Origin of the sequence: Phenylobacterium sp. (genome assembly GCF_004799515.1) — a bacterium.
Classification (GTDB): domain Bacteria; phylum Pseudomonadota; class Alphaproteobacteria; order Caulobacterales; family Caulobacteraceae; genus Phenylobacterium.
In genome coordinates this window covers 23,732-45,294 of sequence record NZ_SSMX01000038.1, presented here as the reverse complement: position 1 = coordinate 45,294, position 21,563 = coordinate 23,732, and the positions used below count along the sequence as shown (strand labels likewise).

Sequence of the window (21,563 nt, the reverse complement as noted above, 5' to 3'; positions counted from 1 at the left end):
AGGTTTCACCCGCGGACCCGGCTGATGGAACCCCCTCAGTCGCTCAGCGACGGCTCCCCCTGAGGGGGAGCATCTGTTCATGAGCGACGTCGTCCATACCGAGCGCGAGGTCGAGGCGCTGCTGTTCGCCGCCGCCGGGCCGCTCAGCGACGCGGACCTCGCCAAGCGCTTGCCGGAGGGCGCGGACGTGGCCGGAGCCATCGCCGCCCTGCAGGCCCGCTATCAGGGCCGGGGCGTCGAGCTGGTCGAGGTGGCGGGCCGTTGGCGCTTCCAGACCGCCGGAGACCTCGCCTGGCTGATGACCGACGAGCGGGACGAGCCGCGCCGGCTTTCAAAGGCCGCCCAGGAGACGCTGGCGATCATCGCCTATCACCAGCCGGTGACCCGCGCGGAGATCGAGGCCGTGCGCGGCGTCCAGGCCAGCAAGGGCACGCTCGACGTCCTGCTGGAGCTGGGTCTCGTGCGGATGCGTGGGCGCCGCCGTACGCCCGGCCGGCCGATCACCTACGGCACCACCGACGCCTTCCTGGAGCACTATGGCCTGGCCAGCGTCGGCGACCTGCCGGGCGCGGCGGAGATGCGCGCCGCAGGCCTGCTGTCGCTCGATTTGCCCGCCGACTTCGCCGTGCCGGACCCCAACGCGCCGGTGATGGACGAGGACCCGCTGGAGGACGGCGATCAGCCGGAGTTCCACACGGATTTCCTCGGGGAATAAACGGCGTAGTTTTAAGGTCTAACGCCTCGGAATGTCGCGTGGCGCGGCGTCCGAAGACCGATTATATAGCCCCTTGGATAGGGTCGCCGGGGCGCGACGGGTGAGGAGTTTTCGACGCCATGGGCGGACTTTCGATTTGGCACCTGATCTTCGCCGCGGTGGTCATCCTGCTGCTGTTCGGCGGCCGTGGGAAAATCTCCGGGATCATGGGCGACACCGCCAAGGGCATCAAAGCCTTCCGCGAAGGCCTGAAGGGCGAGGAAGAGACCGCCAAGGAAGAAGAGCCGGCGCCGCCCGCAAAGCCGCTGCCGAAGCCCACCGCCAAGCCCGCGGCCCGCGCGAGCGCGCCGCGCACCACCAAGGCCAAAACCACCGCTAAGCCGGCGGCGAAGCCCCGCGCGAAGACCAAGGCCTGAGCCTTCTTCCCGCGCAGACGCGGCCCTCCTTTCCCTTGCGCCTGAAACCGCGCTAAGCCCACGGCCATGTTTCCCGAAGGACGCGCAGTCGAATTCTTGGTCGCCGCGATCGTGGCGCTGATCGTGGTGGGTCCGAAGGACCTGCCGGTCCTCTTGCGCAAGCTCGGCCAGTTCATGGCCAAGGTGCGCTCCATGGCTGCCGAATTCCGCGCCAGCTTCGACGAGATGGCCCGTCAGTCGGAGCTCGACGAGCTGCGCAAGGAAGTCGAGGCCATGCGCAAGGGCCAACTCCCCGACCTGGTCGGCTCGCCGGAGATGACCCAGACCTTCAACGACATCCACCAGGGCCTCAGCGATGTGCACGCGGACCTGCAGACGCCGAACTACCCGTACGTTCCTCTACAGCCTGAGCCGATCGAGACCGCGCCGGCGCCGAAGGCCCGGAAGTCCCGCAAGGCCCCGGTGAAAGCCGCCAAGACCACGGCGGCCAAGGCGACAGCGCCCAAGGTGGCGGCGCCCAAGGTCACATCTCCCAAGGCCGGCGTGAAGACGGCCGCCAAGCCCCCCGCCGCCAAGCCCCCCGCCGCCAAGCCCGCCTCGGCCAAGGCCGCCAAGCCGCCCGCCAAGGCCAGGGCTTCGACCAAGGCCGCGCCGGCCAAGCCGCGGCCCCGCAAGGCGACCGCCTCGTGAGCGCCACCGACGACGACGAGATCGAGGCCTCGCGCGCGCCGCTGCTCGATCATCTGATCGAACTTCGCTCGCGGTTGATCGTCTGCATCCTCGCCCTGTTTGTGGCCTTCATCTTCTGCTTCGCCTTCTCGCAGTCGCTCCTCCTCTTGATGGTGCACCCCTACACGATCGCCCAAGGGCTGGTGGCGGTGCGGGCCAAGGCGCCACCTGAGGGCGGGGGCTTCTTGTCGAGTCTCGTCAACGCCTGGAACGGGGCGCGGGACATGTTCCTGGTGTTGATCGGCAAGCAGGTCGCGCCCGTGGCGCCGCCGGCGACCGACCTGATCTCCACCGCGCCGCTGGAAATCTTCTTCACCAAGGTCAAGCTGGCGGCGGTCGGCGCGGTGGCGCTGAGCTTCCCGGTGCTGGGCCAGCAGATCTACGCCTTCGTGGCGCCGGGCCTCTACAAGAAGGAACGCCGCGCCTTCCTGCCGTTCCTGATCGCGTCGCCCTTGCTGTTCGTCGCCGGCGCGGCCTTGGTCTACTTCACGATCCTGCCGTTCGTGATGTGGTTCGCCTTGCACCAGCAGATCGTCGACGGGCCGATCTCCGTGAAGCTGATGTCGCGGATCTCCGAGTATTTCGACCTGGTGACGGCGCTGCTGCTGGCTTTCGGCCTCTGCTTCCAGCTGCCGGTCATCCTCGCCCTTCTCGGGATCGCCGGCCTCGTGAACTCCAAGATGTTGATGGCCGGTTGGCGCTACGCGGTGGTCGTGGTCGTTGTGGTGGCCGCGATCATCACCCCGCCGGACCCGATCAGCCAGATCCTGCTCTCGGTGCCGATCGTCGGGCTCTACTTTGTCTCCGTCGGCTGCGTCTGGCTGATCGAGCGGCGGCGCAAGAAGGACGACGACGCCCAGGCGGCCTGAGCAAGCCTTGGCGCCCTCTCGAACGCACTCTAGAGAAGGCCGCTTCCCTTCCATCGGCGGCCGCCATGCACGATATCCGAGCCCTTCGCGAAAACCCTGAGCCCTATGTCAAAGGCTGGGATTCGAAAGGACTGTCCGGGTCCGGCCTGGTGGGCGAAATCACCGCCCTCGACGCCAAGCTGCGCGCCGCCCAGACCGCCTGGCAGACCGCCCAGGCCGAGCGAAATGACGCGTCCAAGAAGATCGGCCAGGCCAAGGCCGGCAAGGACGAGGCCGAGGCCCAGCGCCTGATGGCCCAGGTCGAGGCGCTGAAGACCACGCTGGAGACCGCCCAGGCCGAGGAGCGCGAGGCGTCGCAGGCGCTCAACGACCTCCTGGCCGGTCTGCCGAACATCCCGGCCGAGGACGTGCCGTGGGGCAAGGACGAGCACGACAACGTCGAGGTCCGCCGCTGGGGGACGCCCTTCGCCATCGCCAAGCCCAAGGACCACGTCGACCTGGGCGAGGGCCTGGGGCTGATGGACTTCGAGGCCGCCGCGCGGATGAGCGGGGCGCGGTTCGTGGTGCTGAAGGGGGAGCTCGCCCGGCTGGAACGGGCGCTGGGCCAGTTCATGCTGGACCTGCAGACCCGCGAGCACGGCTACCTCGAGGTCTCGCCGCCGCTGATGGTCAATGACGCGGCGGCCTACGGCACCGACAAGCTGCCGAAGTTCGCCGACCAGCTCTTCCAGACTACCGACGGCCGCTGGCTGATCCCCACGGCCGAGGTGCCGCTCACCAGCCTGGTGATGGGCCAGATCGTCGCCGAGGAAGAGTTGCCGCTGCGCTTCACCGCGCTGACGCCCTGTTTCCGCTCGGAGGCCGGCGCCTCGGGCCGCGACACCCGCGGCATGATCCGCCAGCACCAGTTCTATAAGTGTGAGCTGGTCTCGATCACCGCGCCGGAACAGTCGGCCGCCGAGCACGAGCGCATGGTGGAGTGCGCCGAGGCGGTGCTGAAGCGGCTGGAGCTGCCGTTCCGCACCATGCTGCTCTGCACGGGCGACATGGGCTTCGGGGCGAGGAAGACCTACGACCTGGAGGTCTGGCTGCCCAGCCAGGAGACCTACCGCGAGATCAGCTCGTGCTCCAATGTCGGCGACTTCCAGGCCCGGCGCATGGATGCGCGCAGCCGCGCCGCTGGCGAGAAGGGGACTCGCTTCGTCCACACGCTCAACGGCTCGGGCCTGGCGGTGGGCCGCACCCTGGTGGCGCTGATGGAGAACTACCAGGACGAGGGCGGCCGCATCGCCATTCCGCAGGCGCTGCATCCCTACCTGCCGGGCCTGACGCACATCGGCGGGCAGGGCTAGGTGCGCATCCTGCTCACCAACGACGACGGGATCCGCGCCGAGGGCCTGGCGGCGCTGGAGCGGATCGCGGCCCAGCTCTCCGACGACGTCTGGATCTGCGCGCCAGACGAGGAGCGCTCGGGCGCCAGCCGCGCGCTGACGCTGAGCGAGCCGATCCGGGTGCGCCAGCTCGACGAGCGGCGCTTCTCCACGTCCGGCACGCCCACCGACTGTGTGATGCTGGGCCTGCGCGAGCTGGTGACGGGGGCCAAGCCCGACCTGGTGCTCTCCGGCGTCAACCGGGGCGCGAACCTGGCGGAGGACGTGACGCTGTCCGGCACGGTGGCGGGGGCCATTGAGGCCATGGCGCTGGGCGTGCGCGGCATCGCCCTGTCGCAGATGGGCTTCTACGAGGGGAACAAGGGCTACGACGCCGCCGAGGCCTATGCGCCCGGCATCATCAGGAAGCTGGTGGCGGTCGGCTGGCCCGACGACGTGATCATGAACCTGAACTTCCCCGGCCGCCCGCCGGAGGAGATCACCGAGGTCGAGGTGACGCGCCAGGGGTTCCGCGACGCGCCTGTCCGGGTGATGGAAAAGCGCACCGACCTGCGCGGACGCGACTATTACTGGATGGGATTCCGCCAGGAGCGTTCGCAGCCGGCGCCCGGAACCGACCTGCGAGCGCTCTATGACGGAAAGATTTCCGTGACGCCGCTGCATATCGACCTCACGCACGGCGAGTCAGTGCACAAACTGCGAGGCGTGTTGGGCGGGCCGCCGCCCAAGGCCTAGGCGGCGATGGCTTGAAGATGGCGAAGAAGGACGACCAGGACAGCGCCGAGACGCGGCTCGCCCGCCTGATCCTCGCGCTGAGGTCGCAGGGGGTCAGCGAGCCCGCCGTGCTGGGCGCGATCGAGACGACGCCGCGCGAGGTGTTCACCCCGGACCTGTTCAAGGAACGGGCCTTCGAGGATTCCGCCCTGCCCATCGCCTGCGGCCAGACCATCAGCCAGCCGTTCATCGTCGGCCTGATGTCCCAGGCCCTGAAGGTCGACAAGCGCGACCGGGTGCTGGAGATCGGCACCGGCAGCGGCTACCAGACGACGATCCTCTCCAAGCTCTCGCGGCTGGTCTATACGGTGGAGCGCTACCGCACCCTGATGCGCGAGGCCGAGGCGCGCTTCAAGGCGCTGGGCCTGACCAACATCATCACCCGTTTCGGCGACGGCGGCGAGGGCTGGCCCGAACAGGCGCCCTTCGACCGTATTATGGTCACAGCTGCGGCGTCTGATGAGCCGAAGGCCTTGCTTTCTCAGCTTAAACCGAACGGCATCCTGGTGGCGCCGATCGGCAAGGGACCGGTGCAGAGCCTCAAGCGCTACACCGGCGATGGCAAGGGCGGCTTTGCGATCGAGGCGCTGACCGACGTGCGGTTCGTGCCCTTGCTCGACGGGGTGGCGAAGGAACTTTGACGAAGACGTGTGGCGCCTGCGGTGGTTTGCAGGTTGGCGGCGCGGGCCGGGTTAACCCAAGATCAACCCTAACGCCCCGACTCATGCCACGACCAATACCGGAGCGGCGATGACGCAATTTTCTCAGCGATCGATCCTTCAGCGGTCGGCCCTGATCCTGATGGCCACCACGATCCTCGGCGCCTCGCCGGCGCTGGCGGCGAGGCATGCGCCAAAGCCGGAAGAGGCGCCCAAGGCCGCCAACGGCAAGATCGTGACCCTGAAGGGCGAACGCGCCGCCTATGTGGTCAAGAAGGGCGACACCCTCGAGAAGATCGCCGACAAGCTCGACACCACCGTCGCCGAGCTGACCAGCGTCAACGGGATCAAGAAGACCGGCGTCCTGCAGCCGGGCGACGTACTGAAGGGCCCGGCGGTGGCCAAGAAGGCCTATGTGGTCGCCAAGGGCGACACAGTCTTCTCCATCGCCAAGCGCTTCCACGTGAGCGTCGATGAGCTGCGCTCGGAGAACGACCTTTCGGCCAGGACCTCGATCCGGCCGGGCCAGCAGATCCGCCTGCCGGACGACTATCGCGCCCCCGCGGTTGAGGCGGCTGAAGACCAGGCCGACAAGGAAGCCGACGCCGCGCCGGCGAAAGGCGCTAAACCCTCCCGCAAGGGTAAGACGCCAGCCGCCTCCGACGACACCGGCGTGGCGGCCGCCGCCGACCGCGCCGCCGGCGGCAAGGTGGTCACCCGCGAGGCCAAGGGCGAGAGCTATAAGGTCCGCAAGGGCGACACCCTCGCCAGGGTCGCCGACAAGCTCGACACCGACGTGGGTGAGCTCAAGCGGCTGAACCACCTGAAGGGCAACGCGGTGCGTCCCGGCCAGGTGCTGCGCGGCCCAAGCTTCGCCGAGCACGTCTACACCGCCGAGGCGGGCGACACCCTGGCCAACATCGCCGCGCGCTTCGGCGTCAGCATCGCCAGCCTGCGCGCCGAGAACGACCTCTCCAAGCGCGTGCTGAGCGTGCGGGCCGGCCAGAAGCTCTATCTGCCGGACGGCTATCACGACCGCAGCGCCCCCGCCGAGGAGCGGCCTTCGCGGTCCTATACACAGCCCTATCAGCCGCCGAGCCGCGGCGAAGATTTGACGCTGCCGGCCCATCCGATTCCCTACGCGCCGCCGCCGGGGGGCGTCCCGACGCCGCCGTCGGCCGCCCAACCGGCGGCGCCGACCACGCCGGCGTTGTCCGACGCCCAGGTCTCGCAGATGGCCAAGGGCCGCTTCCAGTGGCCGCTGACCGGAGCGATCCTGTCGGACTTCGGCCCCAAGGCCGGCGGCCAGCGCAACGACGGCATCAACATCCAGGCCGAGACCGGGGCGGCGGTGCACGCCGCGGCCGACGGCGACGTGGCCTACGCCGGCGACCAGGTCCCGGGCTTCGGCAACCTGGTGCTGATCAAGCATGCCGACGGCTGGGTCACGGCCTACGGCCACCTCGGCCGCGTCGACGTGAAGATGCGGCAGAAGGTCACCCAGGGGCAGCAGATCGGCCAGGCCGGCAATTCCGGCGGCGTGCCCGAGCCGCAGCTCCACTTCGAGGTGCGCTACGCGCCCAACCCGCTGGAGCGCGCCGTCCCGGTCGACCCGAAGCTGGTGCTGCCGAAGAACTAGAGCGGCAAGGGCCTGCCCAGTTCGCCCGCCAGGTCGCGGATGAACTGCCAGGCGACGCGGCCCGAGCGGCCGCCGCGCAGCTGGGCCCACTGCAGGGCGCGCCGCTCCAGGCCGCCCGCGCTGAGGCCATAGCGTTCAGCATAGCCCTCGACGGCGGCCAGGTAGTTGGCCTGGTCCATGGGCGGAAAGCCGACCCACAGGCCGAAGCGGTCGGAGACGCTGACCTCTTCCTCGGCGTCCTCCGCAGCGGCCACGAGCCCTTTGTCCTCGCCGTGCCCGCGCGGCATCAGGTGGCGGCGGTTGGACGTGGCGGCGAACAGCACATTGGCCGGCGGTCCGGAGACGCCGCCCTCCAGCGCCGATTTCAGCGCCTTGGCCGCCGCCGCGCCCTCCTCGAAGGACAGGTCGTCGCAAAGCACGACGAACCGCTCGGCCCGGCCGCGCAAGGCGTCGAACAGGGCGGGCAGGGCGGTGACCTGGTCGCGGTCCACCTCCACCAGCTTCAGTTCAGGCGAGGCCCGCGCCACATCCATGAAGGCGGCCTTTGCCAGTGAGCTCTTGCCGGTGCCGCGCACGCCCCAGAGGAGAGCATGGTTGTACGGCAAGCCATCGGCGAAACGCCGCAGGTTCTCCACGAACCGGTCCTTCTGCCGTTCCACGCCCACCAGGGCGGCCAAGGGCAGGGGATAGTCCGGCGCCGGATGGAAAGCCCCGCTGGCGGGGTCGTGGCGGAACAGCCGCGCGGCGGTGAAGTCGGGCTCAAGCGGGCGCGGCGGCGCCAGTCGCTCCAAGGCCTCGGCGATGCGGGTGAGGACGGGTTCCAGCTCGTGCGTCATGGCTGCGACACCTAACGGCTCCCGGTTCCATTGCAAATCGGGGTCGCAGCGCATAGCTTCCGCCGACTTTCGAGCGGGGGCCTCCCAAGGGCCGCCGCAATGATGCTTTCCGGAGAGGCCATGTTCGCCACCCCTGCCTATGCTCAAGCCGCCGGCGGCGGCCTCCTCGGCGGAGGCGGCCCGATGGACATGCTGGTCCAGTTCCTGCCGCTGGTCGCCCTGGTCGTTCTCTTCTACTTCCTGATGATCCGCCCGCAGCAACAACGGATGAAGGCGCACCAGACGATGTTGGGCGGCCTGAAGCGCGGCGACAACGTTGTGCTGTCCTCGGGCGTGCACGGCAAGATCGTCCGGGTGGAAGACGCCGACGTGGGCGTCGAGATCGCCACCGGCGTCACCGTCAAGGTGCGCAAGGCGATGATCTCCGAGGTGCAGGCCCGCGGAACCCCTGCGCCCGCCAACGACGCCAAGGTCTAGGGCGCTTCCCCCGCTATGATGAATTCCAGCCGTGTGAGGGTGTTCTTCGTCGTTATCGCGACGATCCTTGGCCTACTGTTCACCTTGCCGAACCTGTTGCCGGCCAATGTCCGCGACCGCCTGCCGGCGTTCATGCCGAAGTCGACCCTGCACCTGGGGCTCGACCTGCAGGGCGGGTCCTATCTGCTGTATTCGGTGGACACAGTGGCGCTGCGCGACGAGCGGCTGACCAACATGGCGGAGGACATCCGCACCCAACTGCACGACAAGAACATCGCCTTCACCGACCTGGCGGTGGTGAGCGGCCAGATCGGCCTTCGCATCACCGATCCCGCCCAGGTGACCGACGCTGCTAACGCCTTGCGCCAGACGGTCGGCGCGCCCCTGGCCGGCGTTCCCGGAGGCCGCGACGTCACGGTGACGCCCGGCGCCGATCAGCGCCTATTGGTGGCCTTTGTGCCGGAAGCCTTCGACGCCGAGGCCTCCAAGGCCGTGGAGCAGAATATCGAAGTCATCCGCCGCCGGGTCGACACGACCGGCGCCAAGGAGATCAATCCCGTCCGGCAGGGCAAGAACCGCATCGTCATCGAGGCGGCCGGTGAGAACGATCCGGAGAAGCTGAAAAGCCTCATCGGCCAGACCGCCAAGCTGACCTTCCAGATGGTCGACGACGGGGCCGCGCAGGAGGACATCGCCGCCGGCCGCATCCCGCCGGGCGACGAGCTGCTGGCCTCCACCGACGGCATCGCCCCTAGCTACATCGTCAAGAAGCGCTCGGTGGTCACCGGCGAGATGCTGACCAACGCCTCGCCGGGCTTCGACCAGCAGAGCGGCGGCTCGGTGGTGGAGTTCCGCTTCAACGGCCTGGGCTCCAGGCGGTTCGGCGACACCACTCGTCAGAACATCGGCAAGCGCTTCGCCATCGTCCTCGACAAGAAGGTGATCTCCGCCCCGGTGATCGAGACCGCCATCACTGGCGGGTCGGGCCGCATCACGGGCCACTTCACCCCGGAAAGCGCCAACGAGCTCTCGGTCCTGCTGCGCGCGGGCGCCCTGCCGGCGCCAATGAAGGTCGAGGAGCAGCGGTCGGTGGGCGCCGAGCTGGGCGCCGACGCGGTCAAGGCCGGCACGATCTCGGCGGTCGTCGGCTTGGTGGCGACCATGGTCTTCATGCTGCTGATCTATGGCTTCCTGTTCGGGGGGATTTCGCTGATCGCCTTGGGGGTCAACGCCCTGATGATCATCGGCGTCATGAGCTTCACCCAGGCGACGCTCACCCTGCCGGGCATCGCCGGCTTGATCCTGACGCTCGCCGTCGCCGTGGACGCCAACGTGCTGATCTACGAGCGGATGCGCGATGAACTGCGGTCCGGCAAGAGCCTGATCTCGTCCATGGACGCCGGTTTCGCCCGCGCCTGGGGCACGATCTTCGACGCCAACATGACCCACGTCTTCTCGGCTGTGATCATGTTCAACCTGGGCTCCGGTCCGGTGAAGGGCTTCGCCTGGACGCTCTTGATCGGGGTTTTCACCACCGTTTTCTCGGCGGTTCTCGTCACCCAAGTGCTTCTGGCCTGGTGGTTCAAAGCCGCCCGCCCGAAGACCCTGCCGATCGCGTAAGGACGCCAGCGCATGAAATTCTGGCCCTTCATCAAGGTTCTGCCCGTCCGCACCCACTTCCGGTTCGTGCGACTGGCACGGGTGTTCGCCTCGCTGTCGGTGCTGGCGATCATCGGTTCGTTGTTCCTGACGCTCTATCCGCTGAAGCCGCCGTGCGGCGGCCTGGCCTGCGGCATCGACTTCCAGGGCGGCACGGTGATGGACATCTCCACGGCGCCCCAGCCCGCCGATCCCGCGAAGATCCACGCCGCCCTGCAGGGGCTGAACCTCAACGAGACCGTCCAGACCGCCGGCGCCCCCGGCGCGGCGATCCTGCGGTTCGAGGCCCCCAAGGGCGCCGACATCAGCGCGACGGTCACCCGCGTGCAAGGGGCGCTGACCAAGGCGTTCGGCGCCGTCAAGTTCGCCAGCACCGACGTGGTGGGCCCGACCTTCTCCGGGGAGCTGCTCAGCAAGGGCCTCCTGGGCCTTGGCCTCGCGATCCTGGCGATGCTGCTCTACATCTGGTTCCGGTTCGAGTTTCAGTTCGGCCTGGGCGCCGTCGCGGCCCTGTTCCACGACGTCTTCCTGACCTTCGGCCTGATCGCCATCATGGGCCGCTTCGGCAAGATCGAGTTCGACCTGAGATCGGTGGCCGCCATCCTGACCATCATCGGCTATTCGATGAACGACACCGTCGTGGTGTTCGACCGGTTCCGCGAGAACCTGCGCAAGTACAAGTCGATGCCGCTGGGCGAGGTGATCGACATGTCGATCAACGAGATGCTGACCCGGACGATCATCACCAGCCTGACCGCGGTCATCGCCCTGGTGGCGCTGGCGGTGTTCGGCGGCCCGACGCTCTACGGTCTGTCGGTGATTATGCTGTTCGGCATCGGCATCGGCACCTATTCCTCGATCTATATCGCCGCGCCGGTGATCATGCTGTGGGGCGTCAAACGGGGCGCTGCCGACGAGCCGGCCGAGCCCCTGAAGCCCGCGACGGCCCGCTAGGCGAGGGGCGGCGGCATGGCCCGCGACGCGCCCTCCATCGACGCCTACGGCGAGGGCGGCTTCCGCCTGTCCGGGGAACGGCACGAGGGCTCGCTGCTGATCGTCGGCGACGTGGCGCAGGCCTGGCCGGTGACCGCGCTCTCCGAGCTGACGGTGGAGAGTCTGGCGCCGGTGTTCGCCGCCGGCCGGGCTGAGGTGGAGTTCCTGTTGTTGGGCGTGGGCGCGCGCAACGCCCAGCCGCCACGCGCCATCCGGGAAGCGCTGCTGGCCGCCGGCTTCGGGCTGGAATTCATGGACACGCCCGCCGCGGCCAAGCTCTACAACGTGCTCACCTCCGAGGGCCGCCGCCTGGCGCTGGCCCTGATCGCCGTCTGACCTCGAAGCTCGACCGTTTCCGCCTGCGGCAAACTGCCCTATAGCTGAGTGTCAGGGTAGGATTCTTGAGGGGCATAAAATGGCCGGACTGCTTTCCAATTTCCGCAACACTTTCATCGTCGGCTTCCTGCTGGCGGTGGTGATGATCGTCGCCTACGCCATGGGGCCGCAGGGCGCGGGGCCGATCTTCGTCCAGGCGGTCATGCGCTGGATGCATGTGTTCTTCGGCATTCTGTGGATCGGGCTGCTCTACTACTTCAACTTCGTGCAGATTCGGGTGATGCCGGCCGTCCCCGCCGAGCTGAAGCCGGGCGTCTCGAAATACATCGCGCCCGAGGCGCTGTTCTGGTTCCGCTGGGCGGCGTTGGCGACGGTGATCATGGGCTTGGCGATCGCCGGACAGCGCGGATACATCGTCCAGACCCTGAGCTTTGGTCTGGCTGGCGCGGCCGATCCGACGAGCCGCAAGCAGTACGCCCTCCTGGGCCTGGGCATGTGGCTGGGCATCATCATGATGCTGAACGTCTGGGGCATCATCTGGCCGAACCAGAAGCGGGCCCTGGGCCTGGTGGAAGCCGACGCCGACACCAAGGCCAAGGCCGCGCGCATGGCCATGCTGGGCTCGCGCACCAACATGATGCTGTCCCTGCCGATGCTGGTCGCCATGACCATGTCGCAGACCATCTTCGGCTGAAGCCGGGAACGAGCATGGGAAGGCCCGCCTTAACCGGCGGGCCTTTTCATTTGCGGCCATGAGCGAAGACATCAGCCCCCTCGACCTCGACGCCCAGATCCGGCGGATCGACCCGGACCGCTGGCTGTCGAGCCGCTTCATCGCCGACCCGCGGGCCCGCGCCGACGTGATCGCCCTCTACGCCTTCGACAACGAGCTGGCCCGAGCCCCTAAGGTCGCCTCCAACGCCCTCCTGGGCGAGATCCGCCTGACCTGGTGGCGCGAGGTGCTGGACGAGGTCTTCGAGGACCGCGCCGTGCGCCAGCATCCCGCCGCCCAGGCGTTGGCCGAGGTGGTCAGCCGCCGCGGCCTCGACCGCGCGCCGCTGGAGACCCTGATCGACGCCCGCTACCGCGAACTCGACCGTTCGCCCATGGGCGAGGGCGAGGCCCTGGACTGGGCGCGCGACACCGGCGGCCTCACGGCTCTGCTGGCCGCTCAGGTGCTGGACCCGGCGACGGACGCCAAGATGGCGCTGGCCGGCGGCTCGGCCTGGGCGCTCGGCCGGCGGCTGGCGGACGCGCCGGAGCTGCGCCCCGCCTTCCTGCGGGTGATCCACGCCGCGCGCAGCGCCTCGCGCGCCCTCAGCGTTGCGGCCTTTCCCGCCGTCGCCCACGCCGCCCTGGCCGGCCGGCCCGCCAGCAACGACTTCGCCCGGCGGCTGCGGCTGACCATCGCTGTGGCGCGCGGGAAGATCTGAAGGCGAAAGCTACTCCGCGGCGAGCGCCGGGGCGCCGGCGATCCACGCGTCGAGGTCGGCGAGCGCGCGTTCGCCCATCAGCCGCTTCTTGGCCCGGCCGCGCTCCTTGTGGGGCAGGCGCTTGCCGTCGGCGCCGTGGCGCGGCGGCTCCAGCGGCGGCAGCAGGCCGTAGTTGATGTTCATCGGCTGGAAGGAGCCCGCGCCGCCGTCGAGGTGCCCGCCGGTGATGTGGCCGATCAGGGCCCCAAGCGCCGTGGTCGGCGGCGGCAGGACGACGGCGCGGCCCAGGCGTTCGGCGGCGGCGAAGCGGCCGGCCAGCAGGCCCACCGCGGCGCTCTCCACATAGCCCTCAACGCCGGTCACCTGGCCGGCGAAGCGGAGGCGCGGATCGGCCTTCAGCCTGAGCGAGGCGTCCAGCAGGGCCGGCGAGTTCAGGAAGGTGTTGCGGTGCAGCCCGCCGAGCCTTGCGAACACCGCCTTCTCCAGCCCCGGGATCGTGCGGAAGATCTCGGTCTGGGCGGCGTGCTTCAGCTTGGTCTGGAAGCCCACCATGTTCCAGAGCGTGCCCAGCGCATTGTCCTGCCGCAGCTGGACGATGGCCCAGGCCTTCTCCGCCGGCTTGTGGGCGTTGGTCAGGCCGACCGGTTTCATGGGCCCGTGGCGCAGGGTCTCGCGGCCTCGCTCGGCCATCACCTCGATGGGCAGGCAGCCGTCGAAATAGGGGACGTGCTCCCAGTCCTTGAACTCCGACTTCGGACCGGCCAGCAGGGCGTCGATGAAGGCGTCGTACTGCGCCTTGTCCATCGGGCAGTTGATGTAGGCGGCCGCGTCGCCGCCGGGGCCTTCCTTATCGTAGCGCGACTGGCGCCAGGCCACGTCCATGTCGACGCTTTCCAGGTGCACGATGGGCGCGATGGCGTCGAAGAAGGCGAGCTGGCCCTCGCCGGTCAGCGCCAGGATGGCGTCGGAAAGGGCGGGCGAGGTGAGGGGCCCGGTGGCCACCACCACGCTGTCCCATTCGGCCGGCGGCAGGCCCGCGACCTCGCCGCGTTCGATGGCGATCAGCGGATGGGCCCCCAGCCGCGCCGTCACAGCTTCGGAGAAGCCGTCGCGGTCCACGGCCAGCGCGCCGCCCGCCGGCACCTGGTGCGCGTCGCCGCAGGCCAGGATGACCGACCCCAGCCGGCGCATCTCCGCGTGCAGCAGGCCCACCGCATTGCCGGTCCAGTCGTCGGCGCGGAAGGAGTTGGAGCAGACCAGTTCGGCCAACCGGTCGGTCTGGTGGGCGTCGGTGCCGCGCACTGGACGCATCTCGTGCAGCACGACCGGGACGCCGGCCTCGGCGATCTGCCAGGCGGCTTCCGAGCCGGCCAGGCCGCCGCCCACCACATGTACAGGCTGTGTCATCATGCGTGGCTAACTAGCAACGATCCGGACGGATCGCGAGCGGGGCCTTGCGCACGGTGGGGCCCAGCCCCAACCTTGCATCCAAAGGGGGGCCGACTCGTTCCAGTTGATACGGGGCCGGGCCCGAAGGACGAGGATGTCGGGGTTTTCAGCTACTGAAGCGGCGCTCGAAGGGTTTCGAGTCACACGCGAAAATCCCAAAGCGTTCGGCGTTTGGGTAATCGTGAGCTTCGCCATCAGCGTCCTGGGAGTCGTCATTGACGGCTTCATGCCAGGAAGCATCAAGGCGGGCCTCGACGCGATAAATGCCGAAGAGGTTCTTACGCCCCAGCAATTCGTCGACACCTTAATTCTGATCGCGCCGATCCTGGTCCTCGGGCTGGCTGTGCTGAGTGTGATGGCGGCGGCGGTTTATCGGCTGATCTTCCGTCATGACGATACTCGTTTCGGCTACCTCCGCCTGGGAGCCGACGAGTTGCGGCTCATGGGGCTGACGGTGATCTTCATGGGTATCGCCATCGGCTTGGTCGTCAGCGTGGGGATGGCGGTCGGCGTCTTGGTCGTCCTGATCTCGACCGTGGTTCCGGCGGCGGCGACCTTCGCGAGCTTGGTCGGAACGGTCTTCTCGTTCGGAGTGATTATCTACGTGCTGGTGCGCCTATCTCTGGCGCCCGTGGCGACTTTCGCCGAGCGGCGGCTGGCGATCTTTGAGTCCTGGACCCTGACCCGTGGCCAGTTCTGGCCGCTGTTCAGCGCCTATTTCCTGGCTGTGATCTGCATCATCGCGGTCGGGGTGTTGCTGATGACCGTTTTCGCCGGCGTTGCCGGGGCTGTGGCGCTGATGATGGGTAGACAGCTTTCCGATGTGAAAGCGATATTCGCTGCGGATGGTGCGAACCTTCGAAGCCATCTCAGCATCGGCGTGATCGCTTATGCGATCGTCAACAGTGTGTTGAGCGCCCTCTACAACGCGGTGATCGCTGCGCCAGGAGCCGTGGCGTACCGGGATCTGCACGGCTGGCCGCCGGCTCAGCCGCTCAGCGTCCAGCCCGAGGCGGGCTGAGGCCCGCGCGCCATGGGCGCCTTTTCCGCCAGCGACGCGGCCCTGGAAGGCTTCCAGGTGGTGCGCACCCGTTGGCGCCTGGTCCTGGGCTGGTGCCTGTTCTCGGTGGTGAGCTTCGTGGCCCTGGTGATCCTGGCGGTCATCGGCATCGTCATCGCCGCCCTGGCCGCCCGCTCGCAGGACCAGGCGAACCTCATGGGCGCGGTGATCGGAGGGACGGTGCTGGGCCTGGGCGGAGCGGCGGTGCAGTGGGTGGTGCTGGCCGCCCTTTACCGGATGGAACTCCGGCCCGCGGCCCCGCCCGGACTCTATTACCTGCGCTTCAGCCGCGACGAACTTCGGCTGTTCGGCCTCTACCTGACCGTGATCGTGGTCTTCGTCCTCCTGATGACCTTAGGCGCGATGCTGCTGCGGGGATTGGAGCAGATCAGCGGCCCCGCCGCGGCGGTGGGGACTGCGGTCTTTGTCGTCCTGGTGATCTGGCTGGTGATCCGCACCAGCCTGGCCGGCCCGGCCAACTTCGCCCTCGGCCGCTTTGGCCTGGCAGATTCCTGGCGGCTGACCAAGGGGCGGTTCTGGGCGCTGTTCGGCATGATCGCCATGGCGCTCTGCCTGCTGGTCCTGATCGCCGTCGTGCTCTTCATCGTCACCGCCCTGATCCAGGCGGCGATCGGCGGTTTCCACACCCTGGCGCCGGTCAGCCTGTCCGACCCGCAGGCCTTCGCCGAGCGGCCCGGCGCCTACGTCTTCGCCCTGATCGCCGAGCTGGTGGTGGCGCCGGTCTATATGCTGATCGCCCAGGCCCCGTTCCTGGCCGCCTACAAGGCGCTCACCGCCCTGGAGGCCGAGGGCGAGGCAGCCTAGGCCGAGGCGCTGGGCCGCGCCGAGACGCGGTCGTGCCAGGCCTTCAGGTTCTCATGCTCAGGCTCCAGCGGCAGGCCGATCCAGCCTGCGAAGTCGACGGTGGTCAGCAGGCAGATGTCCGCCATGGTGAAGGTCTCGCCGGTCAGCCAGGGCCGGTCCGCCAGCTCGCGGTTCAGCCAGCGCTGGGCGCCCTTGTAGGTCTCCTTGTTGCTCTCGCCGAAGTCCTTGTACTGGGTCAGCAGGGCCGCCGTGCGGGGATGGGCGTGGCGCCAGAAGTTGCCCACCGGCATCATGACCGTGAACTCGGTGCGCCGGGTCCACATGTCGACCAGGGCCTTCTCCACCGGCGTGGTCCCGAACATCGGCGGCTCGGGGTGGACCGCGTCGAAGTAGCGGCAGATGGCCACCGTCTCGGAGATGCAGGTCCCGTCGTCGAGCTCCAGGGTCGGCAGCTGGCCCATGGAGTTCTTGGCGCGGAACTCCGGCGACTTGTGCTCGCGCTTCATCATGTCGACGCGCGTCTCGGGTAGTTCGACGCCCTTCTCCGCCAGGAAGATGCGCACCCGGCGCGGATTGGGGGCTGGGTTCGGCGCGCCGTAGAGGATCATGTTGGTCGTTCCCTAGGTTATTCATCCCTCCTCTTCAGGGGAGGGTGGTCGGCGCAAAGCGCCGGACGGGTGGGGGGTTCTGGTTCAAACGGGAGCTTAGCCGGAGGATTCACCTCTTGTCGAAGGTCGAGCCTCGAGCGCGAGAACAATCGCATCCATCACACCATCGATATCCCCGCGCACCGCCGCATGCGGAAAGCGCATGACCTGATATCCGGCCCGCCAGAGCACCGCGTCGCGTGTGGCGTCGTGTTCGGATTGAACCGGCTCATTGTGATGGCCGCCGTCTAACTCCACGACCAGCAATCGTCGATGCAGACGAAGTCGAGGTAGTAGCCTTGGAAGGGCCGCTGCCGGCGCAAGTGGTGGCCGCGAGCATGCAGTTGCTTGAGCCGACGCCACAGCCAGATCTCCGGCTCGGTCATGCTGTTGCGAAGGTTACGCGCCCTTCTGGTCTGCGCTGTGACCAACCCAGAATCCCCCACCCTGGCCGCTGCGGCTTGTCCCTCCCCTGAAGAGGAGGGATTGTTTAGGCGCTGACCGTCTTCCGGGCCGGCTTGGCCTTGGCCGCTTGCGCGCGGCGCCGTTCCGCCTGGCGTTCCAGCAGTTCGGCCAGGTATTTGCCGGTCCAGCTGTTGGCGCTGGCGGCGACCTGTTCCGGGGTGCCGGTCGCGACCACCTGGCCGCCGCCGTCGCCGCCTTCGGGGCCGAAGTCGACGATCCAGTCGGCGGTCTTCACCACGTCGAGGTTGTGCTCGATGACCACCACGGTGTTGCCCTGGTCGACCAGTTCGTGCAGCACCTCGAGCAGCTTCTTGGTGTCCTCGAAGTGCAGGCCGGTGGTGGGCTCGTCCAGGATGTAGAGCGTCTTGCCCGTCGCCCGGCGCGACAACTCCTTCGAGAGCTTCACCCGCTGGGCTTCGCCGCCGGACAGGGTGGTCGAGGACTGGCCGACCTGGACATAACCCAGGCCCACCCGGGCCAGGGTTTGCATCTTCTCGCGCAGCACCGGCACGGCCTTGAAGAACTCCGCCGCCTCGTCCACCGTCATGTCAAGAACATCGGATATGCTCTTGCCTTTGAACAGGATTTCCAAGGTCTCGCGGTTGTAGCGTTTGCCGTGGCAGACGTCGCAGGTGACGTAGACGTCGGGCAGGAAGTGCATCTCGATCTTGATCAGCCCGTCGCCCTGGCAGGCCTCGCAGCGGCCGCCCTTGACGTTGAAGCTGAAGCGCCCGGGGCCATAGCCGCGGGCCTTCGCCTCGGGCAGGCCCGCGAACCAATCGCGGATCGGCTGGAAGGCGCCGGTGTAGGTGGCCGGGTTCGAGCGCGGCGTGCGGCCGATCGGCGACTGGTCGATGTCGATGACCTTGTCGAACAGCTCCAGCCCCTCGATCCGTTCGTGCGGGGCCGGCGCGTCGGAGGCGTTGTGCAGTCTTCGCGCGGCGGCCTTATACAGAGTCTCGATGGTGAAGGTCGATTTGCCGCCGCCGGAGACGCCGGTGATGCAGGTGAAGGTCCCCTGCGGGATCTCGGCGGTGACGTTCTTCAGGTTGTTGCCGGTGGCGCCGATGACCCGCAGCACCTTCTTCTTGGAGATCGGCCGCCGATCCCGCGGCACCTCGATCTCGCGTGCGCCGGAGAGGTATTGGCCGGTCAGGCTGCGCGGCTCGGCCATGATCTCTTCGGCCGTGCCCTCGGCGATGATCTCGCCGCCGTGGACGCCGGCCGCCGGGCCCATGTCGATGACGTGGTCGGCGGTGAGGATGGCCTCCTCGTCGTGCTCCACCACCAGCACCGAATTGCCGAGGTCGCGCAGGCCCTTCAGGCTGACCAGCAGGCGGGCGTTGTCACGCTGGTGCAGGCCGATGGACGGCTCGTCCAGCACATAGAGCACGCCGGTCAGGCCCGAGCCGATCTGGCTGGCCAGGCGGATGCGCTGGCTCTCGCCGCCCGAGAGCGTGCCCGAGGCGCGCGACAGGTCGAGATAGTCCAGGCCTACGTTCACCAGGAAGCGCAGGCGGTCGGATATCTCCTTCAGGATCCGCCGGGCGATCTCCATCTGCTTGTCGGTCAGCTTGCCGTCGAGCGTCTCGAACCAGGCTGCGGCGTTCTTGATCGAAAGGTGGCTGACCTCGCCCACATGCTTGCCGTCGATCTTTACGGCCAGGGCCTCGGGCTTCAGCCGGTAGCCGTGGCAGGCCTCGCAGGGGGTCTCCGACTGGTAGCGCGCCAGTTCCTCGCGCACCCAGGAGCTGTCCGTTTCGCGCCAGCGGCGCTCCAAGTTCGGCAGCACGCCCTCGAAGGTCTTGTTGACCTCGTACTTGCGGGCGTTGTCGTCGTAGACGAAGCGGACCTTCTCGTCGCCCGACCCGTGCAGGATCACCTGCTTGGCCTGGTCCGGCAGCTTGTAGAACGGCGTGTCCATCGAGAAGTCGTAGTGGCGCGCCAGGGCCTGCAGGGTCTGGGTGTAGAGCGGCGAGGGGCCCTTCGCCCAGGGCGAGATCGCGCCCTTGTGCAGGGTCTTGTCCTTGTCCGGCACGATCAGGTCGGCGTCGAACGCAAGCTTCATGCCCAGGCCGTCGCAGACCGGGCAGGCGCCGTAGGGGTTGTTGAACGAGAACAGCCGGGGCTCGATCTCGCTGATCGTGAAGCCGGAGACCGGGCAGGCGAACTTTTCCGAGAAGATCAGCCGCTTGGGCTCTTCCTCGGTGGGATCCTTGTCGGCCCATTCGGCCACCGCGATGCCGTCGGCCAGGCGCAGGGCCTGCTCGATGGAGTCGGCGTAGCGGGTCTCAAGCCCGCCCTTGGTGACCAGCCGGTCCACGACGATGTCGATGTCGTGCTTGAACTTCTTGTCGAGGGTTGGCGCGTCCTCGATGGGGAAATACTCGCCGTCGATCTTCAGGCGCTGGAAGCCCTGCCTCTGCCAATCGGCGATCTCCTTGCGGTACTCGCCCTTGCGGCCGCGCACGACCGGGGCCAGCAGGTAGATGCGCTCGCCCTCGGGCAGGGCCGTCAGCTTGTCGACCATCTGGCTGACGGTCTGGCTCTCGATGGGCAGGCCGGTGGCCGGTGAATAGGGCACACCCACCCGCGCCCAAAGCAGGCGCATGTAGTCGTGGATCTCGGTCACCGTGCCCACGGTGGAGCGCGGGTTGCGGCTGGTGGTCTTCTGCTCGATGGAGATCGCCGGCGACAGGCCCTCGATCAGGTCCACGTCCGGCTTGCTCATCAGCTCCAGGAACTGGCGGGCGTAGGACGACAGGCTTTCCACATAGCGGCGCTGGCCCTCGGCGTAGATGGTGTCGAAGGCGAGCGAACTCTTGCCGGAGCCCGATAGCCCGGTCAGCACCACCAGCTCGCCGCGCGGGATATCGACGCTGACGTCCTTGAGGTTGTGCTCGCGCGCGCCACGCACGCGGATGAAGTTCTGATGGTCGGCCATGCTGTCCCGGAAACGCGAATACGCCCCAAGAAGTCCCCTTGGGGAGGGTCCTGTCGAGCGCTTGTCCAATGTAGGTTCGCGAGTCAGTGATATCACGTGAACATAGGCAGAACAAACACCTCGCGGCGAGGCGCCGCAGCCCGGCTGCTGACACCACGGTGGCAGCAGGGCGCGCAAGGCTGAGCTAGGATGGCGCCATGACCGACACCGACGCCATCCGCTGGCCCGACCGCTATGCGCCCGCCCTCGCCCCGATCCACGTGGTCAACGACCTGGCCATGGCCGCGCCGCCGGAGGCGGTCTGGGCCGTGCTGATCCGCGCCGCCGACTGGCCAGGCTTCTACGCCAACGCCTCCAAGGTCGTGGTGGAGGGTGGCGGGCCGGACCTCGGCGCCGGCGCGCGGTTCAGCTGGAAGACCTTCGGCGTCGACCTGAAGACCCAGGTCCTCGAGTTCGAGCCGCCGCACCGGATCGCCTGGCTGGCGATGGGAACGGGCGTCGAGGCCTACCACGCCTGGCTGATCCAGCCCGCGCCCGGCGGTAGCCACGTGGTCACCGAGGAGACCCAGTACGGCGTCGCCGCGCGGGCGGGGCGGCTGTTGTTCCCCGACCGCATGGAGCGCTGGCATCAGCGCTGGCTGGAGGGCCTGGCCGAGGCCGCCGAGCGCTAGGCCCGGTCGATCCGCGCCAGGTAGCAGCCCCAGCCGACCGTGTGGGCGTGGAGGTAGGCGACCTGCGGGTTGGCGAACAAGCGGGCGATGGCGGCCTCGATCTGCGGCCTCGGCGCATAGTCGGCGTCGATCATCATGCCGTCCTCCCGAAACGCCCGGAGTGAGACGGCGTCGCGGGCGGTAAGCGCCCCCGGCAGCTCGCCGACCGTACGGCGGGTCTCGCGGGCCTTCTCGTTGACGAAGATCGCGTGGCGGGCGCGGAACGGTGTGTCCGCCGGCTGGTGCTCGTAGTTGAGTAGCAGGACGGTGTCGCCGACCTGGGCGTCTTCCAACTCGACGCGGCTGGGATAGCCGGTGGGGCTGTCCACGACCTTGCGGACGACGCCTTCGGCGGCCAGCGCCTCGTCGGACAGTCCGAACAGCGGCGCGAACGGTTCCAGCGGCAGGCCGGTGACGGCGTAGGATTGGGATTGCGGCATAAGGGCCTCCTTTGCGGCCCGGAACATCGGCGCCGCCGGCCTCAAATCCAATCCGGCGAAATCAACACAGGTCCGAAAGCCGCGAAGGGCGGCGCTC

The 21,563-nt window shown here is 68.3% G+C and carries 23 protein-coding genes and 1 pseudogene; 17 read left to right on the top strand and 7 right to left on the bottom strand.

Translation table 11 applies throughout. The features are described from left to right. Positions 1–79: 79 nt before the first annotated feature. From scpB to E8A49_RS16675, 8 genes and pseudogenes are all read left to right on the top strand, one after another. Positions 80–715, top strand: a complete 636-nt coding sequence (gene scpB, locus E8A49_RS16710; protein WP_293383927.1) for an SMC-Scp complex subunit ScpB — start codon at positions 80–82, stop codon at positions 713–715. A gap of 119 nt (positions 716–834) precedes the next feature. Beyond that, positions 835–1,002 (top strand): annotated as a pseudogene (locus E8A49_RS16705) (twin-arginine translocase TatA/TatE family subunit); the annotation flags it as partial. A 225-nt stretch (positions 1,003–1,227) separates the two neighbouring features. Continuing rightward, entirely contained in the window at positions 1,228–1,821 is a 594-nt protein-coding gene (gene tatB / locus E8A49_RS23220; RefSeq protein ID WP_366928831.1) for a Sec-independent protein translocase protein TatB, read from the top strand. Next, entirely contained in the window at positions 1,818–2,729 is a 912-nt protein-coding gene (gene tatC / locus E8A49_RS16695; protein ID WP_293383924.1) for a twin-arginine translocase subunit TatC, read from the top strand. Before tatB ends, tatC begins: the two co-directional genes overlap by 4 nt. A gap of 65 nt (positions 2,730–2,794) precedes the next feature. Further along, positions 2,795–4,081 (top strand): serine--tRNA ligase, encoded by a 1,287-nt coding sequence (gene serS / locus E8A49_RS16690; protein ID WP_293383921.1) that lies wholly within the window; start codon positions 2,795–2,797, stop codon positions 4,079–4,081. Then, complete coding sequence (gene surE / locus E8A49_RS16685; protein ID WP_293383918.1) at positions 4,082–4,855, top strand: 5'/3'-nucleotidase SurE; 774 nt, start codon at positions 4,082–4,084, stop codon at positions 4,853–4,855. 17 nt (positions 4,856–4,872) lie between these two features. Beyond that, complete coding sequence (locus tag E8A49_RS16680) at positions 4,873–5,535, top strand: protein-L-isoaspartate(D-aspartate) O-methyltransferase (RefSeq protein ID WP_293383915.1); 663 nt, start codon at positions 4,873–4,875, stop codon at positions 5,533–5,535. Between the two features lie 109 nt (positions 5,536–5,644). Continuing rightward, positions 5,645–7,192, top strand: a complete 1,548-nt coding sequence (locus E8A49_RS16675; protein WP_293383912.1) for a LysM peptidoglycan-binding domain-containing protein — start codon at positions 5,645–5,647, stop codon at positions 7,190–7,192. Here E8A49_RS16675 and E8A49_RS16670 read toward each other — a convergent pair. Further along, on the bottom strand, positions 7,189–8,028 hold the full coding sequence (locus tag E8A49_RS16670) for an ATP-binding protein (RefSeq protein ID WP_293383909.1): 840 nt from the start codon (positions 8,026–8,028) through the stop codon (positions 7,189–7,191). The genes E8A49_RS16675 and E8A49_RS16670 overlap by 4 nt on opposite strands. A 120-nt stretch (positions 8,029–8,148) precedes the next feature. Here E8A49_RS16670 and yajC point away from each other — a divergent pair, with 120 nt between their 5' ends. The 6 genes from yajC to E8A49_RS16640 all read left to right on the top strand — a co-directional run bounded on the left by yajC (position 8,149) and on the right by E8A49_RS16640 (position 12,926). Further along, complete coding sequence (gene yajC, locus E8A49_RS16665) at positions 8,149–8,505, top strand: preprotein translocase subunit YajC (protein ID WP_293383906.1); 357 nt, start codon at positions 8,149–8,151, stop codon at positions 8,503–8,505. A gap of 15 nt (positions 8,506–8,520) precedes the next feature. After that, positions 8,521–10,125 (top strand): protein translocase subunit SecD, encoded by a 1,605-nt coding sequence (gene secD, locus E8A49_RS16660; RefSeq protein ID WP_293383903.1) that lies wholly within the window; start codon positions 8,521–8,523, stop codon positions 10,123–10,125. 12 nt (positions 10,126–10,137) lie between these two features. Then, positions 10,138–11,118: a protein translocase subunit SecF gene (gene secF, locus E8A49_RS16655; RefSeq protein WP_293383900.1), complete on the top strand. Its 981-nt coding sequence runs from the start codon at positions 10,138–10,140 to the stop codon at positions 11,116–11,118. A 15-nt stretch (positions 11,119–11,133) separates the two neighbouring features. Next, complete coding sequence (locus E8A49_RS16650) at positions 11,134–11,493, top strand: Mth938-like domain-containing protein (protein ID WP_293383898.1); 360 nt, start codon at positions 11,134–11,136, stop codon at positions 11,491–11,493. Positions 11,494–11,572: 79 nt separating this feature from the next. Next, on the top strand, positions 11,573–12,187 hold the full coding sequence (locus tag E8A49_RS16645; RefSeq protein ID WP_293383895.1) for a urate hydroxylase PuuD: 615 nt from the start codon (positions 11,573–11,575) through the stop codon (positions 12,185–12,187). A gap of 58 nt (positions 12,188–12,245) precedes the next feature. Continuing rightward, positions 12,246–12,926 (top strand): squalene/phytoene synthase family protein, encoded by a 681-nt coding sequence (locus E8A49_RS16640; protein WP_293383892.1) that lies wholly within the window; start codon positions 12,246–12,248, stop codon positions 12,924–12,926. A gap of 9 nt (positions 12,927–12,935) precedes the next feature. Here E8A49_RS16640 and trmFO read toward each other — a convergent pair whose 3' ends face one another. Continuing rightward, the gene (trmFO, locus tag E8A49_RS16635; RefSeq protein WP_293383889.1) at positions 12,936–14,336 is read right to left on the bottom strand and encodes a methylenetetrahydrofolate--tRNA-(uracil(54)-C(5))-methyltransferase (FADH(2)-oxidizing) TrmFO; all 1,401 of its coding nucleotides are present in this window, start codon (positions 14,334–14,336) and stop codon (positions 12,936–12,938) included. Between the two features lie 133 nt (positions 14,337–14,469). On the opposite strand from trmFO, the gene E8A49_RS16630 reads away from it, so the two are divergent. Beyond that, positions 14,470–15,396, top strand: a complete 927-nt coding sequence (locus E8A49_RS16630; protein WP_293383886.1) for a hypothetical protein — start codon at positions 14,470–14,472, stop codon at positions 15,394–15,396. Positions 15,397–15,408: 12 nt separating this feature from the next. Next, positions 15,409–16,260, top strand: a complete 852-nt coding sequence (locus E8A49_RS16625; RefSeq protein WP_293383883.1) for a hypothetical protein — start codon at positions 15,409–15,411, stop codon at positions 16,258–16,260. On the opposite strand, the gene E8A49_RS16620 is transcribed toward E8A49_RS16625, so the two are convergent. The 4 genes from E8A49_RS16620 to uvrA form a co-directional block, all read right to left on the bottom strand. Beyond that, a complete protein-coding gene (locus E8A49_RS16620; protein ID WP_293383880.1) occupies positions 16,257–16,868 on the bottom strand; it encodes a glutathione S-transferase family protein in 612 nt (203 codons plus the stop codon). The two genes, E8A49_RS16625 and E8A49_RS16620, sit on opposite strands and share 4 nt — an antisense overlap. A gap of 96 nt (positions 16,869–16,964) precedes the next feature. Next, the gene (locus tag E8A49_RS16615; RefSeq protein ID WP_293383966.1) at positions 16,965–17,165 is read right to left on the bottom strand and encodes a DUF559 domain-containing protein; all 201 of its coding nucleotides are present in this window, start codon (positions 17,163–17,165) and stop codon (positions 16,965–16,967) included. Then, positions 17,156–17,353, bottom strand: coding sequence for a DUF559 domain-containing protein (locus E8A49_RS23215; RefSeq protein WP_366928830.1), 198 nt, complete (start codon positions 17,351–17,353; stop codon positions 17,156–17,158). Before E8A49_RS23215 ends, E8A49_RS16615 begins: the two co-directional genes overlap by 10 nt. Before the next feature lie 44 nt (positions 17,354–17,397). Continuing rightward, complete coding sequence (uvrA, locus tag E8A49_RS16610) at positions 17,398–20,316, bottom strand: excinuclease ABC subunit UvrA (protein WP_293383877.1); 2,919 nt, start codon at positions 20,314–20,316, stop codon at positions 17,398–17,400. Positions 20,317–20,513: 197 nt separating this feature from the next. Between uvrA and E8A49_RS16605 the strand changes: the two genes are divergently transcribed. Next, complete coding sequence (locus E8A49_RS16605; protein ID WP_293383874.1) at positions 20,514–20,987, top strand: SRPBCC domain-containing protein; 474 nt, start codon at positions 20,514–20,516, stop codon at positions 20,985–20,987. Here E8A49_RS16605 and E8A49_RS16600 read toward each other — a convergent pair. Beyond that, positions 20,984–21,466, bottom strand: coding sequence for a DUF1203 domain-containing protein (locus tag E8A49_RS16600; RefSeq protein WP_293383871.1), 483 nt, complete (start codon positions 21,464–21,466; stop codon positions 20,984–20,986). The genes E8A49_RS16605 and E8A49_RS16600 overlap by 4 nt on opposite strands. Positions 21,467–21,563 lie beyond the last annotated feature (97 nt).

Excerpts from the sequence above, each read along its gene's own strand:
- scpB (WP_293383927.1), top strand. The coding sequence starts at position 80 with ATGAGCGACGTCGTCCATACCGAGCGCGAGGTCGAGGCGCTGCTGTTC.
- serS (WP_293383921.1), top strand. The coding sequence starts at position 2,795 with ATGCACGATATCCGAGCCCTTCGCGAAAACCCTGAGCCCTATGTCAAA.
- E8A49_RS16680 (WP_293383915.1), top strand. The coding sequence starts at position 4,873 with ATGGCGAAGAAGGACGACCAGGACAGCGCCGAGACGCGGCTCGCCCGC.
- E8A49_RS16675 (WP_293383912.1), top strand. The coding sequence starts at position 5,645 with ATGACGCAATTTTCTCAGCGATCGATCCTTCAGCGGTCGGCCCTGATC.
- E8A49_RS16670 (WP_293383909.1), bottom strand. The coding sequence starts at position 8,028 with ATGACGCACGAGCTGGAACCCGTCCTCACCCGCATCGCCGAGGCCTTG.
- yajC (WP_293383906.1), top strand. The coding sequence starts at position 8,149 with ATGTTCGCCACCCCTGCCTATGCTCAAGCCGCCGGCGGCGGCCTCCTC.
- secD (WP_293383903.1), top strand. The coding sequence starts at position 8,521 with ATGATGAATTCCAGCCGTGTGAGGGTGTTCTTCGTCGTTATCGCGACG.
- secF (WP_293383900.1), top strand. The coding sequence starts at position 10,138 with ATGAAATTCTGGCCCTTCATCAAGGTTCTGCCCGTCCGCACCCACTTC.
- E8A49_RS16650 (WP_293383898.1), top strand. The coding sequence starts at position 11,134 with ATGGCCCGCGACGCGCCCTCCATCGACGCCTACGGCGAGGGCGGCTTC.
- E8A49_RS16645 (WP_293383895.1), top strand. The coding sequence starts at position 11,573 with ATGGCCGGACTGCTTTCCAATTTCCGCAACACTTTCATCGTCGGCTTC.
- E8A49_RS16640 (WP_293383892.1), top strand. The coding sequence starts at position 12,246 with ATGAGCGAAGACATCAGCCCCCTCGACCTCGACGCCCAGATCCGGCGG.
- trmFO (WP_293383889.1), bottom strand. The coding sequence starts at position 14,336 with ATGATGACACAGCCTGTACATGTGGTGGGCGGCGGCCTGGCCGGCTCG.
- E8A49_RS16630 (WP_293383886.1), top strand. The coding sequence starts at position 14,470 with ATGTCGGGGTTTTCAGCTACTGAAGCGGCGCTCGAAGGGTTTCGAGTC.
- E8A49_RS16625 (WP_293383883.1), top strand. The coding sequence starts at position 15,409 with ATGGGCGCCTTTTCCGCCAGCGACGCGGCCCTGGAAGGCTTCCAGGTG.
- E8A49_RS16620 (WP_293383880.1), bottom strand. The coding sequence starts at position 16,868 with ATGATCCTCTACGGCGCGCCGAACCCAGCCCCCAATCCGCGCCGGGTG.
- uvrA (WP_293383877.1), bottom strand. The coding sequence starts at position 20,316 with ATGGCCGACCATCAGAACTTCATCCGCGTGCGTGGCGCGCGCGAGCAC.
- E8A49_RS16605 (WP_293383874.1), top strand. The coding sequence starts at position 20,514 with ATGACCGACACCGACGCCATCCGCTGGCCCGACCGCTATGCGCCCGCC.
- E8A49_RS16600 (WP_293383871.1), bottom strand. The coding sequence starts at position 21,466 with ATGCCGCAATCCCAATCCTACGCCGTCACCGGCCTGCCGCTGGAACCG.